This window comes from Pantoea sp. B270, from assembly GCF_018726825.1.
Lineage (GTDB): Bacteria > Pseudomonadota > Gammaproteobacteria > Enterobacterales > Enterobacteriaceae > Pantoea > Pantoea dispersa.
The window spans coordinates 439,233-455,674 of the sequence record NZ_JAHCSX010000001.1 but is presented as its reverse complement, the minus strand read 5'-3'; the positions used below and the strand labels follow the sequence as shown (position 1 = coordinate 455,674).

The window sequence follows — 16,442 nt, the reverse complement described above, 5'->3', positions numbered from 1 at the left end:
CATCACTGGCTGGTAATCCCGATCCCCGGGCGAAACGGTCAACTTAACCTTAGATGGGAAATTGACAAATGCCAGTGTAACTTTACATAAGCTAACATCCGACGCATTTTCTGCCACATCACTTAACGCGCTGATAAATCAGCGCGTCTTGCTAAGGCGGACAGGTTGGTCAGGGTTAACGCAGCAGCTGTAACAACAGCCAGCCGCACAGCATCGACCAGGCAAGCATCGGCAGGGAAAACAGATGGAAACGCCACCACACTTTGGCGTCCTGTGCCATGCGCAGCGCAATCAGGTTGGCCAGCGATCCCGGCAGCAGGCCAAAGCCGCCGATATTCACCGCCCAGGCCAGCACTTCGGAAGGCGGGACTTTTTGTAACAGCAGAATAGTGGCCGGCACGTTACTGATCACCTGTGACAGGCCAATCGCCAGCAGATAGATACCGCCCTCGCCCAGCTGACCGATGGCGGTAAAATGCGGCTGCAGAACTGGCAGGTGCATCAGTAAAAAGACATCAATGAACATCGCCACGAACACCAGCAGCAGGCTCCAGTCGATGGTCGCCAGCACCTGTCGCGCCATCAGCAGAAAACAGCCCGCTACCAGCAGCAGTGCCCAGCCGGTGAGTTTCAGCTCCAGCGCGACGATAAACACCACGTACAGCAGCACGCTGACGATAAACAGCGGTTTCTGCCACTGCTGATTGCCCGGTGCATCATGCTTCTCAATGCTGCGCGCCGGGAAGCTAAACCACGTCAGCACCACCAGCGTCAGCATCAGCATCGCCGCCAGCGGCGCCATCTGACCGATAAAACCGGCCACGCTGAGCGTGCCGTGGCTCCACAGCAGGATATTTTGCGGGTTGCCGACCGGCGTCAGCAACGAGCCGGCATTGACCGCCAGCGCTTCAAAGATGATCAGTCTGGAGATAGGCAGGCGCGAGAACTTGCGCAGCGTCAGCGTGAGCGGCACCAGGATAAACAGCGCTACATCATTGGTCAGGAAGGTCGAGAGCAGCGCCGCCGCACACACCATAAACAGCGCCAGCGTGCGTTCGTGCTGGAAGCCCTGCGCCAGCCGCGCGCCGAGCACATCAAAATAGCCGCTGTTTTCCAGCCCTTTTGTCAGCATCAGCAAACCGGTGAGCGTCATGATGGTGTGCCAGTCAACGGCGGCGGGCAGCTGCGGCCAGCGGTAATCCGCCAGCGGCAACAGAATCACGCCCAACAGCAACAGTAAATGCAAAACGCGGTCACGCATTAAGGAACGAAGCACGATGGGCATGATGGCAGAAGGCCTTGTAGGTTAGCGATTCTCGTAAAATTTCTGGAACACGGCGAGGGTTTCATCACTGACGTGATGCTCGAGCCCTTCGGAATCCCGGCGGGCGGTTTCCGGACTGACGCCCAGCGCCAGCAGAAAGGTTTCAACGATATGATGGCGCACGCGGCTGGCTTCAGCCAGCTTCTCGCCTTCCGGGGTGAGGAACACGCCGCGATACGGCACCTGCTCAACCAGACCGGTGGTACTGAGACGCTTCAGCATTTTGGCCACGGTCGGCTGCGAGACGCCCAGGCGTGCCGCCATGTCAACCTGGCGCGCCTCGCCAAATTCACGAATTAAATCAGAGATTAACTCAACGTAATCATCAATCAGCTCACGGCGATGCGCTTCGCGTACCTGGCGAAATCCTTCGACATGCTCCTCAATATCTTTCAGCGGCCCCTGGGGCATGTGGGTGGCGCTTTTCGCACGACGACTCATTCAGCTTCCTCTTTATTATCTGCCGCACTTTACCTGCGGTGCGGGCTGGCTGCGCTCATTGTAAACCAGGCACAAATAAGCACAAATTTTTCCTGAATAGTGTTGGCTAAAGAGTATAGCCAGTGCTATCTTTGTACATGTTGTAAGCGAATAGCCTACAAAGGAGGCAACGATGAACGAACCCTGGCTGTTGCTGCTCCTTTTCCTGCTGTTTATTGCAGGGCTGTGCTTACTGTTGGGTTACCCGTTTTCCAGGAGGTAAAGATGAGCACGATGAAAAGCTGCCTCGACTGCGGCAAATGCTTCCAGACCGTACAAAGCAAACCGGCTTTTGAGCTGAAGTCGCTGTTGTGTCTGTTTAGCCGCTCGCCTTTTGCCCTGCGCCTGATGCTGCTTGAGAAACTGACCGGCAAAAAAATCGCCGCACAGCCCTGCCCGAATCTGATCTGGCGCGGCTGAGTTTCCTCAGGGCTTCACAGTCTGACCCGCTGCCTGCAGCGGGTTTTATTTTGCCTGCGAAAAACGCCCTTCACGGCAGTGTTTTCAGGCATAAAAAAACGGCCCGTAAAGGGCCGTTTCTGTGCAACTCTGGTCTAAGCAAAAACTTAGAAGCTGTAACCTACGCCAGCAATCCAGGTGCCCACGTCGACGTTACGGATGCGGCTCTGCTCGTAGCCCACGTCCAGAGCAACGTTCTGGATTGGGTTGAACTGCATACCTGCGCCGTAAGAGAAGCCTACGTCGCTGCTGTCGGTTTTAGACTGACCGGCAGTCTGGTTCTGCTGGTATTTGCCGTAGCCGATACCTACTACGCCGTAGATGCTGGCCCAGTCGTTCAGACGGTAAGCCGGACCACCGGTGATGCCGTAGTACTGACCTTTGTTGTACACGCCATCTTCAGTGCGATCTTTTTCGGTGTAGGTGAAAGAACCGATCCAACCCAGTGGGTTAGAACCGTCTTCGTAGCGGTATTTCAGGTTGAAGCCGTTAGCTTTGTTAGCAACGCCCTGATAGTCGCTCTGCGCGTAGCCGGCAGAAACGGTGCTCTGTGCCATGGCGGAACCAGCGGAAACTGCCAGTACACAAGCCAGTGCTGAAAGACATGCAATTTTTTTCATAACCACCTCAAATGTGAATATACTTCTCTCCTGACAACGCTAAAAATATAACAAAACTTAGCAAGAAACTCTGCCCGCATTTTGTTGTCTAACAGATTGTTTGGTGTAACAGAAAGTTAATGAACTTTCGTATGTCATTCATTTTTCTTATAAAAAGCATCATCTTTCTGCAATAATCCTGCGCACAGAAAATTATCGGTTTAAGTAAATTCCTAAACTAACCTGACATTTCTTTACGGAAATGGCCCTGAAAACGGTGATTTTTCAGCCAGTCGCTGGCGCATTTTTTCCGCCGTCGCGCTTTATTCGCCGGAAATTTCGCCCGAAAAGCGGTGTGAATGAGTCGTCACTGACGCCAGGATAATGCGAGGCGACCGCGCCCGATGATAAAGCGGTGACAGAAACCCTGCATCATTGCCTCAGCCGCCTCCTTATTTCCCGCCGATTGCTTTACACTGGCTGCCCGTTGCCTGGTTATTCATCATCACAGGAATTGATCACAGGATGTCTGCACCTCTTTCCCACCCCAAACTGGCGCCGGTAGTGCTGCCGGTTGCCGTATTACTGATCGCCATGCTGTCGCTGCAGGGCGGCGCATCGCTGGCGAAATCGCTGTTTCCCACCGTCGGTGCGCCGGGCATTACCGCGCTGCGTCTGGGACTGGGCACGCTTATCCTGTGCGCAATTTTCAAACCCTGGCGTCTGCGCTTTAGCGCCGCGCAGCGCAAGCCGCTGCTGATGTATGGACTGGCGCTGGGCTGCATGAATTATCTGTTCTATCTCTCGATTCGTACCGTGCCGCTGGGCGTCGCGGTAGGGCTGGAGTTTCTCGGTCCGCTGACGCTGGCGCTGGCCGGCGCGCGCCGTCCGCTGGATTTTCTCTGGGTGCTGCTGGCGGTCACCGGCCTGTGGTTCCTGCTGCCGATTGGTCACGGCCTCAGCCATATCGATCCGGCAGGCGCACTGCTGGCGGTGGGCGCGGGTGCCTGCTGGGCAGTCTATATTCTGGCGGGCCAGCGGGCAGGTGCTGAACACGGCCCGGCCACGGTGGCGATGGGGTCGCTGATTGCGTCAGTGATTTTTGTGCCGCTCGGTCTGACCTTCGCCGCGCCCGGCATCTGGCAATGGGAAATCCTGCCGCTGGCGCTGCTTATCGCCCTGCTCTCCAGCGCCATTCCTTACTCGCTGGAGATGATGGCGTTAACGCGTCTGCCGGCGCGCATTTTCGGCACGCTGATGAGTCTGGAACCGGCGATGGCCGCACTCTCCGGCATGCTGTTCCTCGGCGAACTGCTGACGCTGCAGCAGTGGCTGGCGCTGCTGGCGATCATTGCCGCGTCGGCCGGCTCGACGCTGACCATGAAACAGAAAGCGGCACATATAAACGAAGTCGATATCAACGCGCCGCAATAAACAGTGCGGGTTCAGCCGGTTATTTAACAGGCTGAATATAGAAACATTCTCATTATCATTTCTTTGCTATGTGAACGATCGGTTATTATTATTTTGCAACATGATGAGTAAATATTTAACAAACCAGATAATTCCTTTATTTACATGACGTTAAATCTATTAACCTTATTTCTTAACCCACCTTCGGCTTTAACTATTCCTGTCATTGATTTAATCAATCCTGCAGAGTCAAAAACTGCTGCTATACTTATTCCCGTGCTTGATTAGGACAACTATCAATAAGAGGACATTAATGATGAGTACCGCAAAACTGGTTAAAACAAAATCTTCCGATCTGATTTATACCCGCAATGACGTGGCTGATAGCGAGAAGAAAGCTACCATCGAGGTGCTCAACCGTCTGGTCGTGGAATTTATTGACCTGTCGCTGATCACCAAGCAGGCGCACTGGAATATGCGCGGCGCAAACTTTATCGGTGTACATGAAATGCTGGACGGCTTCCGCACCGCGATTACCGACCACCAGGATACCATCGCAGAACGTGTGGTGCAGCTGGGCGGCGTGGCGCTGGGCACCACGCAGGTGGTTAACGACAAGTCACCGCTGAAAAGCTACCCGCTGAACATTCACAGCGTACAGGATCACCTGAAAGCGCTGGCCGATCGTTACGCCGTCGTGGCTAACGATACGCGTAAAGCCATCAGTGAAGTGAAAGACGAAGATACGGCTGATATCTTTACTGCCGCATCGCGTGACCTTGATAAGTTCCTGTGGTTTATCGAATCAAATATCGAGTAATGCTCAGACAGGCGGGTTATCCCGCCTTTTTTATGCCTGCTACCCGCCCGGCTTTTTTGACGCCGTTAACAATTCCTTAATCCTTTCTTTCCCTTATTATCACTCTGATGCACACTGTGCCTGCACCACCACAGCACAATGCACCATTTTGGTGATTCATTCTGGTGCAAACTTTTCCCGGCGTGCAGAATCGTGTCAGCCTGCCCCGGCAATCTATTGATTTTCGCGTTTGAGAAAAGTTGGCATAATTTTTTCATATGATGAGCCGTACATCAGGCCACCAGGCCTGACGGGTAATAAGGAAAAAAATGATGAAGTCGTTGATTAAAGTCTCCGTGGCCGCGCTGGCGCTGGCCTTCTCGCTTTCCTCCACTGCAGCAGACAAAAAACTGGTGGTCGCTACCGACACCGCCTTCGTTCCGTTTGAATTTAAACAGGGCGACAAGTACGTCGGCTTTGATATCGACCTGTGGGACGCTATCGCTAAACAGCTGAAGCTGGATTACACCCTGAAGCCGATGGATTTCAGCGGCATCATTCCGGCGCTGCAAACCAAAAACGTTGACCTGGCGCTGGCCGGCATCACCATTACCGAAGAACGTAAAAAAGCCATCGAATTCTCTGACGGCTACTACAAAAGCGGCCTGCTGGTAATGGTGCGTAACAACGAAAATGACATCAAAGGCATCGACGATCTGAACGGTAAAGTGGTCGCAGTGAAAAGCGGCACCGGTTCGGTGGATTACGCCAAAGCGCATATCAAAACTAAAGACCTGCGCCAGTTCCCGAACATCGATAACGCGTACATGGAGTTAGGTACTAACCGTGCTGACGCCGTGCTGCACGACACGCCAAACATCCTGTACTTCATCCACACCGCTGGCAAAGGCCGTTTCAAAGCCGTCGGTGACTCCATCGAAGCGCAACAGTATGGCATCGCTTTCCCGAAAGGCAGCGACGACCTGCGTGAGAAAGTGAATGGCGCGCTAAAAACCCTGCACGACAATGGTACTTACAACACTATCTATAAAAAATGGTTCGGCAGCGAACCTAAATAATTCAGGCCTGAGGCCTTTTTATCAGCAGGGAGCTTTGTTCTCCCTGCTTTTTACATTTCCACTGCAACAGATTCTGGAGTCACACCATGGAGTTTGACTGGAGCGTCATCTGGCCCGCCTTACCGATCCTGATTGAAGGCGCCAAAATGACCCTGCTTATCTCGATCCTCGGCCTGATTGGCGGCCTGGTTATCGGCCTGGTGGCCGGTTTCGCTCGCGCCTACGGCGGCTGGATCACCAACAACATCGCGTTAGTGTTCATTGAACTGATTCGCGGCACGCCGATCGTGGTGCAGGTGATGTTCATCTACTTCGCCCTGCCGATGGCCTTCCCGGACCTGCGCATCGACCCGTTCACCGCCGCCGTCGTGACCATCATGATCAACTCCGGTGCCTACATTGCGGAGATTACCCGCGGTGCGGTGCTGTCGATCAACAAAGGGTTCCGTGAAGCCGGCCTGGCGCTTGGCCTGTCGCGCCGCGAAACGCTGCGCTACGTGATCATGCCGCTGGCGCTGCGCCGCATGCTGCCGCCGCTGGGTAACCAGTGGATCGTCAGCATCAAAGACACCTCGCTGTTCATCGTGATTGGCGTGGCGGAACTGACCCGTCAGGGCCAGGAGATCATCGCCGGTAACTTCCGCGCACTGGAGATCTGGAGCGCCGTTGCCATCATTTACCTGGTTATTACGCTGGTGTTGAGCTTTGTGCTGCGCCGTATTGAGAAAAGGGTGAAAATCCTGTGATTGAATTTAAAAACGTCTCGAAAAACTTCGGCCAGACTCAGGTACTGCACGACATCAACCTGAAAATTAATCAGGGTGAAGTGGTGGTAATCATCGGGCCGTCCGGCTCCGGTAAATCTACCCTGCTGCGCTGCATCAACAAGCTGGAAGAGATCAGCAGCGGCGAACTGATTGTCGATGGCATGAAAGTTAACGATCCAAAAGTGGATGAACGCCTGATCCGTCAGGAAGCCGGTATGGTGTTCCAGCAGTTCCATCTGTTCCCGCAGATGAGCGCGCTGGACAACGTGGCCTTTGGTCCGATCCGCGTGCGCGGGGCGAAGAAAGACGCCGCACACAAACTGGCGCGTGAGCTGCTGGGCAAGGTCGGCCTCGCCGAGCGCGCGCACCACTTCCCTTCTGAGCTGTCCGGCGGCCAGCAGCAGCGCGTGGCGATTGCGCGTGCGCTGGCGGTGAAGCCGAAGATGATGCTGTTCGATGAGCCTACCTCGGCACTCGATCCCGAGCTGCGTCACGAAGTGCTGAAAGTGATGCAGGATCTGGCGGAAGAAGGCATGACCATGGTGATCGTGACCCATGAAGTGGGCTTTGCACAGAAAGTAGCGTCGCGCCTGATCTTTATCGACAAAGGCACCATCGCGGAAGATGGCAATCCGGACGATCTGATCACTAACCCGCCGAGCGACCGTCTGCGTGAGTTCCTGCAGCACGTCTCTTAATACGGCGTAAAAACAACAAAGCCGCTGCGGATCCCCGTAGCGGCTTTTTTTTTACCTGAGCAGCGCTTAGCGTGCCAGCCGCTGCGCGCGCGTGGCGGGCGGTAAAAATGTCCAGGCGATAAAGCGGCTCTGCTTCTGGCCCTGCGCCATGTCGACGATGCGTACCTGATAAGCGTCGTGCGCCTTCAGCCGATCGCGCAGCTCGGGCAGATGCTCTTTGCGCGACACCAGCGAGGTAAACCAGACGATGCGATCGCCTAATGCGACGCTTTCATCGATCATCCGGCCGATAAACGCACGCTCACCGCCGTCGCACCACAGCTCGTTATGCTGACCGCCGAAGTTAAGCGGCGCCTGCCTGCTCAGGCCGAGATTGCGCACTTTACGCTGGCTGCCGGCCGCCGCATCGGCCGCCGAGGCATGAAACGGCGGATTACACAGTACCGCGTGATAGCGTTCGTTCTTGTGCACCACGCCAGCAAAAATCGCGCTCTCGTGCTTCTGACGGCGCAGGCGAATGGCGCGCTGCAGGCCGGGATTGCTGGCCACAATCTGACTGGCGGCGTTAACGGCGTCCGCGCTGATGTCGGTGCCGGTAAAGCGCCAGCCATACTCTGCGTAACCGATCAGCGGATAGATGCAGTTGGCACCGCAGCCAATATCCATCACGTCGAGATCGCGCGGCAGCACGCCACCGTTATCGCTGGCCAGCAGATCCGCCAGCGCATGGATATAGTCAGCGCGGCCCGGCACCGGCGGCGTCAGATAGCCTTCCGGCAGCTGCCAGTTCAGGTTATAAAACAGTTTCAGCAGCGCCTGATTCAGCAGCAGCACCGCGTGCGGATCGGCGAAATCAACCGACAGCTCACCGTAACCGTTGGGGCGCACTTTGTCCGCCAGCGGCGGATGCGCGGCAGTCAGGGCAGCAAAATCATAACGGCCCTGATGGCGGTTACGCGGATGAAAGAGCGCGGTAGCGGCAGGCTTGTTCATAGATTCTCCGGACATTAATGCGCGCGTAAGATACGCTGGATGACGGCAGCGCACAATCCGCCAGGAAAATTTAGTGCAACGAATTTAAATCTATTCTCCCTAAAACTGCATCCGCAATACTGCGTCCAGCCGCCAGCGCCGCCGGAACACGCAGTATCCAGGACGAATCAGGAGCGCAAATGCGTCAACGTTACACTTATCAGCCACGCAGTGGACACGGTCTGCCTCACGATCCGCTCAATGCCATCGTCGGCCCGCGCCCGATTGGCTGGGTCAGCTCGCAAAGCGCCAGCGGCCAGCGCAATCTGGCGCCCTATAGTTTCTTTAACTGTTTTAACTACCATCCGCCAATCATTGGTTTTGCCAGCAGCGGCTGGAAAGACAGCGTGCAGAATATCAGTGAAACCGGCGAGTTTGTCTGGAACCTGGCGACGCGTCCGCTGGCAGAAGCCATGAATGAGAGTTCCGCCTCAGTACCGCCCGATCACGACGAGTTTGCCCTCGCCGGCCTGACGCCGCTGGCCGCTTCCCACGTTAACGTCAGCATGGTGGCAGAAAGCCCGGTCAACTTTGAGTGTCGCCTGACGCAGCTGATTCGCCTGCAGGATGCACAGGGAGGCGAGCTGGAGAGCTGGCTGGTACTGGGCGAAGCGGTGGCGATTCACATCGATGAAGCGCTGCTGGAGAACGGCATCTCCCAGACCGCCAAAGCGCAGCCGATTCTGCGCGCTGGCGGTCCTTCCGCCTATTACGCCATCAGCGAAGATCAGCGTTTTGATCTGGTGCGCCCGGACGCGCGCCGCGGTTAAATCAGGCCACTGGCGGCGCGCCCCCTCGCGCCGCTAGCAGGCCAGCGTCTGTAACACCTTCACCGTCCGGGCTATCTCCGGTGCCAGCCAGCGATCCTCCTGCCAGGTGGCAACCTCAGCACGCAGCGCACGTAGCGCCTGGCCCGTGCCGCTGGCCAGCTGCGCCTCACCGTGAAAATCCAGCGCCTGCGCCGCCAGCAGGTACTCAATCGCCAGCACCTGCCAGAGGTTATTCAGCAGTCTGATCAGCTTGAGCGCCGCGCCGGTACCGAGGCTGAGGTGATCCTCCTGCAGTCCCGAGGTGACGTAATTGTCCAGCACCGCCGGCTGCGCCAGCTGACGATTCTCCGCGCACAGGGAAGCCGCCACGTATTGTGCGATCATCATGCCGGAGTTGACGCCCGGCTGCGCCACCAGAAACGGCGGCAGCCCGCTGACCAGCGGATTGACCAGCCGATCCAGCCGGCGCTCGGCAATGCTACCAATCTCCGCCATGGCAATCGCCAGCAGATCGGCCGCCATGGCAACCGATTCGCCGTGCGGATTGGCCTGCGACACCACGCGCCAGTCGTCCGGCGTGCCCAGCACCAGCGGATTGTCGGTGCAGGCATTCAGCTCGATCTCAAGCTGACGCGCCGCGTGGGCGAACTGATCGCGGCTGGCGCCGTGCACCTGCGGCATCGAACGCAGGCTGAGCGCATCCTGGGTGCGTATGCCGCAGCTCGCCGCCAGCAACGGGCTGTCGCTCAGCAGCGCACGCAGACGCTGGCCGCTGTGCTGCATGCCGGGGCTGGCTTTCAGCGCAATCACCTCGGCGTCAAAGGCCGCCAGCTGACCGCGCAGCGCTTCGAAGCTCATCGCGCCGGTGACATCCGCACAATCCAGCAGCCGCGCCGCATCGTCCAGCGCCAGACAGCTCAGCCCGGTCATGCACGGCGTACCGTTGACCAGGCTCAGGCCCTCTTTGGCACCGGGGCGATACGGCTGTAAACCGGCCAGCCGCAGCGCCTGCTCCGCCGGCATCACCTGTTGCTGGTACTCAACGTCGCCCACGCCAATCAGCGCCAGCCCGATATGCGCCATGTGGGTGAGATAACCGACCGAACCCTGCGACGGCACCTGCGGCGTGATCTGCTGATTGAGCAGCGCCAGCAGATGCTGCACCAGCGCCACCGAAACGCCGGATTTGCCGTGGCTGTAATTGGCGATGGCCGCACACAGAATGGCGCGCGTCTGCTCGCGCGTCAGCAGCGGACCGACGCCGCAGGCGTGGCTCAGCAACGTATTGCGTGACAGCTGGCTGAGCTGGTCTTCCGGCAGCGTGATGTTACACAGCGCCCCCAGCCCAGTGTTGATGCCATAGGCAATCTGGCCGCTGGCAACGATCTGTTCGACGATCTCGCGACCGCGCGCAATGCGCTGCCAGGCGGCGGCGCTCAGCGTCAGTTCGGCGTTATGTCGCGCTACCTGTACCAGCGCCTGCCAGGTCAGCGGCGCATCGCCCCAGACGACGGTCATACTGGCTGCTCCGCGTGATGGCTCTGATGGCTGGAGATAAACTGCTTAAAGCGCGATGAACCGCTGGCGCCAAACATCGCTTCCGGCGTGCCCTCGCAATCAATGTTGCCCTGATGCATAAACACCACGCGATTAGAGACGTTGCGCGCGAAGCCCATCTCGTGCGTCACCACCAGCATGGTGCGCCCCTCTTCCGCCAGGCTGCGCATCACTTTGAGCACCTCGCCGACCAGTTCCGGGTCGAGCGCCGAGGTTGGCTCATCAAACAGCATCACCTCCGGATCCATCGCCAGCGCGCGGGCAATCGCCACGCGCTGCTGCTGGCCGCCGGAGAGCTGCGCCGGATAAAAATCCTTGCGGTTAAGCAGCCCGACGCGATCCAGCAACTGCTCTGCCTGGGCGATACAACTCTTTTTATCGCGCTTCAGCACATAGTGCGGACCTTCAATCACGTTCTGCAGCACCGTCATGTGCGACCACAGATTGAAGCTTTGAAACACCATGCCCAGCCGCGAACGCAGGCGTTCAATCTGCTTAGGATTCGCCGCCAGCTGATGGCCGCGCGCGTGGCGCTTCATTTCAATGGTTTCGCCGCCTACGCTCACCACGCCGGCATCCGGCGTTTCCAGCAGATTGATGCAGCGCAGCAAGGTACTTTTGCCCGAGCCGCTGGCACCGAGAATTGAAATAACATCGCCCTGATGCGCCTGCAGCGAGATGCCCTTGAGCACCTCCATAGCGCCAAAGGATTTATGGATATCAGTGGCGGACAAGGTGACTGATGAAGTGGAATGCATATTAGTCTCCGGCAAGCGGTTTAACGGCGGGCAGCGGCTTTTTTTCAGCGCGGTGCACCGGGGTCAGACGGCGCTCTAACAGCGCGTACAGCTGGACGATAATAAAGTTGAGAATCAGGTAGATCGCCGCAGCGCAGACAAACACCTCCATGGTGCGATAGGTACGCTGGATGATCTGCTGCGCCACGCCGGTGACATCCCACACCGTGACCAGGCTGGCGAGCGCGGTGGATTTCACCAGCAGAATCGCCTCGGTGGAGTACGCCGGCAGCGCATAGCGCAGCATGATCGGCGCGATGATGCGGCGCAGCAGCAGCCAGCGTGACATGCCGCAGGCCAGCCCGGCTTCGACCTGACCTGCCGGCACCGCCAGCAGCGCACCGCGCAGGATCTCAGCGGTGTAAGCGGCGGTACACAGCGACAGCGCCAGCACCGCGCAGATAAACGGCTCGCGCAGAAACGGCCAGACGAAGCTGTGGCGAATCACGCCAAACTGGCCGAGCCCGTAGTAGATGAGAAACAGCTGAATCAGCAGCGGCGAGCCGCGAAACACCAGAATATAGCCGCGGGCAAAACCGCTCAGCAGCCGCCAGCGGCTCATGCGCAGCGCCAGAATGCCCAGCGCCAGCAGCCCGCCGCAGACAAAGGCGCTGATAAACAGCCCGAGCGTCACCGGCAGCGCCGCGCTCAGCTTAAGAAAAGTGTCGGCAAGAAAAGCGAAGTCGATCATGCTGCTGCTCCTTAGTGCTGTGCCGCAGTGCGACTTTGCCATGCGCGGCCGAGGCGCGATTCCGCGCGGCGAAACGCATGGTTCGACAGCAGTGTCAGCAGCAGATAGCAGCCACCGCCAATCAGATAAAAGGTGAAGTAATCGCGCGTTGAACCGGCCGCCACCTGGCTGGCGCGCATCAGCTCGACGATGCCGGTCACTGACACCAGCGCCGAATCTTTCAGACTCATCTGCCAGACGTTGGACATCCCCGGCAGCGCGTAGCGCACAATCTGCGGGACGAGGATGCGCTGGGCGATACGCCAGCGCGGCATCCCGATGGCTACCGCCGCTTCGACTTCGCCCTTCGCCAGCGCCAGGCGCGCAGCGCGATACACTTCACCCTGATAGGATCCGGAGATGAGCCCGATAGCCAGCGCGCCAATCAGGAACGGCGGTGCTTCAATAAAGCCGTCAGCACCAAACAGCTGGCCGACCAGCGTGATCAACCCCGATCCACCGAAGTAGAACAGGTAGATCACCAGCAGCTCCGGGATGCCGCGAAACACCACCGAATAGCTTTCACCCAGCCAGCGCAGCCAGCGCTGGTGCGAGAGTTTCGCCGCCGCCACGCCGGAACCGACCACGGCGCCAATCATCAGCGCCGCCAGCGACAGCAGCAGCGTGGTACCGGCGGCGCTCAGAATCAGGCGACCCCAGCCATCTGCACCAAAACTCAGCAGGCTCATCATCTTTCACCTCACTTACGGCGTTACGTCAGTTTTAAACCACTTCTCGCTCAGCTTTTTCACCGTGCCGTCCGCCAGCGCAGCGTGAATGGCGGCATCGAGTTTGGCCTTCAGGTCGTTATCAGCCATGCGCACGCCCATCGCTTCGCCTTCCCCCCAGATCGGACCGCCCAGCTGCGGGCCGCTGAACGTCAGGTTGCTGTTCTCTTTACGCGCCAGCATCGACTGCGCGAAGGTCACGTCATCAAACACCGCATCAATGCGGCCCGCCTGCAGATCGAGAATCGCATCCGCCGAAGCGGTGTATTCGCGCACGTCGGCCACGTCTTTGAAGTATTTATCGATAAACGGCGTATACACGGTGCCGGAGGCAATGCCGATGGTTTTGCCCTTGAGCGCCGCCTTCAGCGGGGCGATGGCCGCATTGATGGCCGCCTCGTCGTCGTGCAGTTTGATGATGTTCTTATCGGCCGGCAGCAGCGGGTTATCTTTGCTGGTGATGAAGGTCGCCGGCGTTGACGCGTACGGCGTGGTGAAGTTGACCACTTTTTTCCGGTCCGGCGTAATCACAATCGCATCCATGATGACGTCATATTTCCCGGCGTTCAGTCCGGCAATCATCCCGTCCCAGTTCTGCACCACCAGCTTGCACTGAATGCTCATGCGCTTGCACAGATCTTCCATCAGTTCAGGTTCGAAGCCGCCCAGCTTGCCGCCCGGCAGCGTCAGGTTCCACGGCTCATAGCTGCCTTCAGTGGCGATGGTGATGGATTTCCACTCTTTAGCCTCGGCAGCCACGCCGGCCAGCATCAGGCTGGCAAACAGCGTGGTAAGGCAAAAACGGCGAAACGGGGCACGGTGTGTCATACGTCTTCTCCTGGTGGTTAACAAATCTGGCTGTCTCTGTTGGCTGATACAGCGCAAATGACATTTCATGTATATACAAATTAGCTTGCGGCAGATCATTGTCGGCATAAGCTTTTTGTGAGCCAGCCAGAATAAATAGTCATCATTGCCGCGCGGTCTTTACTTGTACATACAAGCTAGCAAGGGCTGTGCCAGATCGGCAAAGACGGTAAACGGAGGGGATCGGCGTCAGGCGGAACGCGTCGTGCACCCTTTCAGGGCAGGGGTTGCACAGCATTGGGGAGTGAGGCAGCGGATGTACATCCGCCAAATGAGAAACGGGGTCACCGTGATGGCGACCCGCATCAATTAAACGGCTTTCCCCGCCTGCAGAAACGCCTGCAGCAGCGGCTTCAGCACGTGCTGCAACCGCGTGGCGCGATTCTGCTGCCAGGCAAACGGCGGCGCCTCATCCATGTAATTCAGCTGCGCCAGCTCCAGCTGCACCGCCTGCACGCCCTGCGCTGGCTGGCCGTAAGCGCGCGTGATGTAGCCGCCTTTAAAGCGTCCGTTCACCACCCAGCTGTAGTCGCTTTGCGCGGCGCACACCTGCTCAATCGCCGCGATGCTGGCCGCCGAACAGCTGGCGCCATCGTTGGTGCCGATGTTCAGGTCCGGCAGCTGGCCGTCGAACAGGCGCGGAATCACCGAAGCGATGGAGTGCGCATCAAACAGCAGCGCATAGCCATGTTCGGCTTTCAGCCGCGCCAGCTCCTGCTGAATCTGCTGATGATAGGGCTGCCAGATAGTCTCCAGATAGCGCTGACGCGCCCCGCTGTCCGGCGTCATGCCGGGTATGAAGGTCGGCGTGCCATCAAACAGCGTTTCAGGATAGAGCCCGGTGGTGGCCGTGCTGTACAGCGGCTGGTTGTCCGGCGGACGGTTGAGATCGATCACGAAGCGCGAGTAGTGCCCGATCAGTACGCTGGCACCGAGGTCGCGCACAAAGTCGTACAGCAGCGGAATATGCCAGTCGGTATCCGGCAGGCCGCGCGCGGCCTCGCTCAGCCCGGCGTCAACCTCCGGCGTCAGTTGGGTACCGGCATGCGGAATACTGACCAGCAGCGGCAGCTTACCGGCGGTGAAATGAAAAGGGGTCATTGCGCTTCTCCACGATAGATAACCTGGCACGGCAGTTCGCCGCCCAGCCAGTAAACCAGCTCAGCCGGCCGAGCCAGCGGCCAGTGGACAAAATTGGCTACTTTGCCTGGCTCCAGCGAGCCGTGCGTGGCCTGCAGGCCAAGCGCCTTCGCGCCCCACAGCGTGACGCCGGCCAGCGCTTCTTCCGGCGTCAGGCCAAACAGCGTACAGCCCATGTTCAGCATCAGCCGCAGCGACAGCGCCGGTGACGTGCCCGGATTGGCATCGCTGGCCAGCGCCATTGGCACGCCGTGCTGGCGGAACAGTTCGACCGGCGGACGCTGCGTCTCGCGCAGCAGATAGAACGCTCCGGGCAGCAGTACCGCCACCGTGCCATGCTCCGCCATCGCGCGGGCATCGTCCTCCGTGGCGTATTCGAGGTGATCGGCTGAGAGCGCACCATAGCGCGCCGCCAGTGCGGCACCGCCGAGTGCCGACAGCTGTTCAGCGTGCAGCTTCACCGGCAGGCCGAGCGCTTTGGCGGCATCAAATACCGCGCTCACCTGCTGCGGTGACAGCGCCAGGTGTTCGCAAAACGCGTCGACCGCATCCGCCAGCCCTTCCGCTTTCACCCGCGGCAGCAGGCGCTGGCAGATGATATCAATCCAGCCCTGCGGGTTATCCCTGAACTCTGGCGGGAAGCCGTGCGCCGCCAGGCAGGTGGCCTGCACATCGGCAGGCACCGACTGCGCCAGCTCGCGGATAGCGCGCAGCAGAGTGAGCTCGCTCTCCTCGTCCAGCCCGTAGCCGGATTTGATCTCCACCGTGGTAACGCCTTCGGCCAGCAGGCGATCGAGCCGCCAGCGCGCCGAATCCACCAGCTGCTGCTGGCTGGCCGCGCGCGTGGCGCGCACCGTCGACAGGATGCCGCCGCCCTGCGCGGCGATCTCCGCGTAGCTCACGCCGTTGAGCCGCTGTTCGAACTCCTGGCTGCGATCGCCGCCAAACACCAGATGCGTGTGGCAATCCACCAGACCGGGCGTAATGATGCCGCCGTCAAACTGCTGCTGCCGGCGCGGGGCAAAGTCCGGTAACGCGCTGCGCGGGCCGACCCACACCAGCTCGCCGTTATCCACCGCCACGGCGCCATCCTCAATCAGGTTATAGCGACCGTCACGCATGGTGACCACATCGGCCCCCAGCCACAGGCTGTCGATCTGTTTACTTGCCATCCCACTCCCCTTTTGTCTGGCGATTTACACT

General features: G+C 58.7%; 18 protein-coding genes. 7 read left to right on the top strand and 11 right to left on the bottom strand.

The window, feature by feature from the left end:
• Positions 1–175: 175 nt before the first annotated feature.
• On the bottom strand, positions 176–1,285 hold the full coding sequence (locus KOL70_RS02250) for an SLC13 family permease (RefSeq protein WP_215480152.1): 1,110 nt from the start codon (positions 1,283–1,285) through the stop codon (positions 176–178).
• Between the two features lie 21 nt (positions 1,286–1,306).
• A complete protein-coding gene (gene mntR / locus KOL70_RS02245) occupies positions 1,307–1,765 on the bottom strand; it encodes a manganese-binding transcriptional regulator MntR (RefSeq protein ID WP_021508415.1) in 459 nt (152 codons plus the stop codon).
• 264 nt (positions 1,766–2,029) lie between these two features.
• Here mntR and KOL70_RS02240 point away from each other — a divergent pair, with 264 nt between their 5' ends.
• On the top strand, positions 2,030–2,224 hold the full coding sequence (locus tag KOL70_RS02240) for a hypothetical protein (RefSeq protein ID WP_021508417.1): 195 nt from the start codon (positions 2,030–2,032) through the stop codon (positions 2,222–2,224).
• 146 nt (positions 2,225–2,370) lie between these two features.
• Here KOL70_RS02240 and ompX read toward each other — a convergent pair whose 3' ends face one another.
• Complete coding sequence (gene ompX, locus KOL70_RS02235) at positions 2,371–2,883, bottom strand: outer membrane protein OmpX (protein WP_031279869.1); 513 nt, start codon at positions 2,881–2,883, stop codon at positions 2,371–2,373.
• Positions 2,884–3,387: 504 nt separating this feature from the next.
• Here ompX and rhtA point away from each other — a divergent pair.
• From rhtA to glnQ, 5 genes are all read left to right on the top strand, one after another.
• On the top strand, positions 3,388–4,296 hold the full coding sequence (gene rhtA, locus KOL70_RS02230) for a threonine/homoserine exporter RhtA (RefSeq protein ID WP_166709838.1): 909 nt from the start codon (positions 3,388–3,390) through the stop codon (positions 4,294–4,296).
• A gap of 295 nt (positions 4,297–4,591) precedes the next feature.
• Positions 4,592–5,095 carry a DNA starvation/stationary phase protection protein Dps gene (gene dps, locus KOL70_RS02225; RefSeq protein ID WP_021508421.1) on the top strand — a complete coding sequence of 168 codons (504 nt, stop codon included), beginning with the start codon at positions 4,592–4,594 and terminating at the stop codon, positions 5,093–5,095.
• Between the two features lie 311 nt (positions 5,096–5,406).
• Complete coding sequence (glnH, locus tag KOL70_RS02220; protein WP_021508422.1) at positions 5,407–6,153, top strand: glutamine ABC transporter substrate-binding protein GlnH; 747 nt, start codon at positions 5,407–5,409, stop codon at positions 6,151–6,153.
• Positions 6,154–6,239: 86 nt separating this feature from the next.
• Positions 6,240–6,899 carry a glutamine ABC transporter permease GlnP gene (gene glnP / locus KOL70_RS02215; RefSeq protein ID WP_021508423.1) on the top strand — a complete coding sequence of 220 codons (660 nt, stop codon included), beginning with the start codon at positions 6,240–6,242 and terminating at the stop codon, positions 6,897–6,899.
• A complete protein-coding gene (gene glnQ / locus KOL70_RS02210; RefSeq protein WP_021508424.1) occupies positions 6,896–7,618 on the top strand; it encodes a glutamine ABC transporter ATP-binding protein GlnQ in 723 nt (240 codons plus the stop codon). Before glnP ends, glnQ begins: the two co-directional genes overlap by 4 nt.
• A gap of 66 nt (positions 7,619–7,684) precedes the next feature.
• Here glnQ and rlmF read toward each other — a convergent pair whose 3' ends face one another.
• Positions 7,685–8,611, bottom strand: a complete 927-nt coding sequence (gene rlmF, locus KOL70_RS02205) for a 23S rRNA (adenine(1618)-N(6))-methyltransferase RlmF (protein ID WP_215480151.1) — start codon at positions 8,609–8,611, stop codon at positions 7,685–7,687.
• A gap of 179 nt (positions 8,612–8,790) precedes the next feature.
• Here rlmF and KOL70_RS02200 point away from each other — a divergent pair, with 179 nt between their 5' ends.
• Positions 8,791–9,420, top strand: coding sequence for a flavin reductase family protein (locus tag KOL70_RS02200; RefSeq protein ID WP_215480150.1), 630 nt, complete (start codon positions 8,791–8,793; stop codon positions 9,418–9,420).
• Positions 9,421–9,453: 33 nt separating this feature from the next.
• On the opposite strand, the gene hutH is transcribed toward KOL70_RS02200, so the two are convergent.
• From hutH to hutI, 7 genes are all read right to left on the bottom strand, one after another.
• Entirely contained in the window at positions 9,454–10,938 is a 1,485-nt protein-coding gene (hutH, locus tag KOL70_RS02195) for a histidine ammonia-lyase (protein WP_215480149.1), read from the bottom strand.
• Positions 10,935–11,735: an ABC transporter ATP-binding protein gene (locus tag KOL70_RS02190; RefSeq protein WP_215480148.1), complete on the bottom strand. Its 801-nt coding sequence runs from the start codon at positions 11,733–11,735 to the stop codon at positions 10,935–10,937. The genes hutH and KOL70_RS02190 overlap by 4 nt, the downstream gene beginning before the upstream one ends.
• A gap of 1 nt (position 11,736) precedes the next feature.
• A complete protein-coding gene (locus tag KOL70_RS02185; protein ID WP_215480147.1) occupies positions 11,737–12,465 on the bottom strand; it encodes an ABC transporter permease in 729 nt (242 codons plus the stop codon).
• 11 nt (positions 12,466–12,476) lie between these two features.
• Positions 12,477–13,196, bottom strand: a complete 720-nt coding sequence (locus KOL70_RS02180) for an ABC transporter permease (RefSeq protein WP_031279871.1) — start codon at positions 13,194–13,196, stop codon at positions 12,477–12,479.
• A 12-nt stretch (positions 13,197–13,208) separates the two neighbouring features.
• Complete coding sequence (locus KOL70_RS02175; RefSeq protein ID WP_058769505.1) at positions 13,209–14,060, bottom strand: transporter substrate-binding domain-containing protein; 852 nt, start codon at positions 14,058–14,060, stop codon at positions 13,209–13,211.
• Between the two features lie 348 nt (positions 14,061–14,408).
• On the bottom strand, positions 14,409–15,200 hold the full coding sequence (gene hutG / locus KOL70_RS02170; RefSeq protein WP_215480146.1) for an N-formylglutamate deformylase: 792 nt from the start codon (positions 15,198–15,200) through the stop codon (positions 14,409–14,411).
• Complete coding sequence (gene hutI, locus KOL70_RS02165; protein ID WP_058769503.1) at positions 15,197–16,411, bottom strand: imidazolonepropionase; 1,215 nt, start codon at positions 16,409–16,411, stop codon at positions 15,197–15,199. Before hutI ends, hutG begins: the two co-directional genes overlap by 4 nt.
• Between the last annotated feature and the right edge of the window lie 31 nt (positions 16,412–16,442).

Coding starts and splice junctions, on each gene's coding strand:
- KOL70_RS02175 (WP_058769505.1), bottom strand. CDS start 14,060: ATGACACACCGTGCCCCGTTTCGCCGTTTTTGCCTTACCACGCTGTTT.
- glnP (WP_021508423.1), top strand. CDS start 6,240: ATGGAGTTTGACTGGAGCGTCATCTGGCCCGCCTTACCGATCCTGATT.
- KOL70_RS02240 (WP_021508417.1), top strand. CDS start 2,030: ATGAGCACGATGAAAAGCTGCCTCGACTGCGGCAAATGCTTCCAGACC.
- hutG (WP_215480146.1), bottom strand. CDS start 15,200: ATGACCCCTTTTCATTTCACCGCCGGTAAGCTGCCGCTGCTGGTCAGT.
- KOL70_RS02250 (WP_215480152.1), bottom strand. CDS start 1,285: ATGCCCATCGTGCTTCGTTCCTTAATGCGTGACCGCGTTTTGCATTTA.
- hutH (WP_215480149.1), bottom strand. CDS start 10,938: ATGACCGTCGTCTGGGGCGATGCGCCGCTGACCTGGCAGGCGCTGGTA.
- KOL70_RS02185 (WP_215480147.1), bottom strand. CDS start 12,465: ATGATCGACTTCGCTTTTCTTGCCGACACTTTTCTTAAGCTGAGCGCG.
- ompX (WP_031279869.1), bottom strand. CDS start 2,883: ATGAAAAAAATTGCATGTCTTTCAGCACTGGCTTGTGTACTGGCAGTT.
- glnH (WP_021508422.1), top strand. CDS start 5,407: ATGAAGTCGTTGATTAAAGTCTCCGTGGCCGCGCTGGCGCTGGCCTTC.
- KOL70_RS02200 (WP_215480150.1), top strand. CDS start 8,791: ATGCGTCAACGTTACACTTATCAGCCACGCAGTGGACACGGTCTGCCT.
- rlmF (WP_215480151.1), bottom strand. CDS start 8,611: ATGAACAAGCCTGCCGCTACCGCGCTCTTTCATCCGCGTAACCGCCAT.
- mntR (WP_021508415.1), bottom strand. CDS start 1,765: ATGAGTCGTCGTGCGAAAAGCGCCACCCACATGCCCCAGGGGCCGCTG.
- dps (WP_021508421.1), top strand. CDS start 4,592: ATGAGTACCGCAAAACTGGTTAAAACAAAATCTTCCGATCTGATTTAT.
- hutI (WP_058769503.1), bottom strand. CDS start 16,411: ATGGCAAGTAAACAGATCGACAGCCTGTGGCTGGGGGCCGATGTGGTC.
- KOL70_RS02190 (WP_215480148.1), bottom strand. CDS start 11,735: ATGCATTCCACTTCATCAGTCACCTTGTCCGCCACTGATATCCATAAA.
- rhtA (WP_166709838.1), top strand. CDS start 3,388: ATGTCTGCACCTCTTTCCCACCCCAAACTGGCGCCGGTAGTGCTGCCG.
- KOL70_RS02180 (WP_031279871.1), bottom strand. CDS start 13,196: ATGATGAGCCTGCTGAGTTTTGGTGCAGATGGCTGGGGTCGCCTGATT.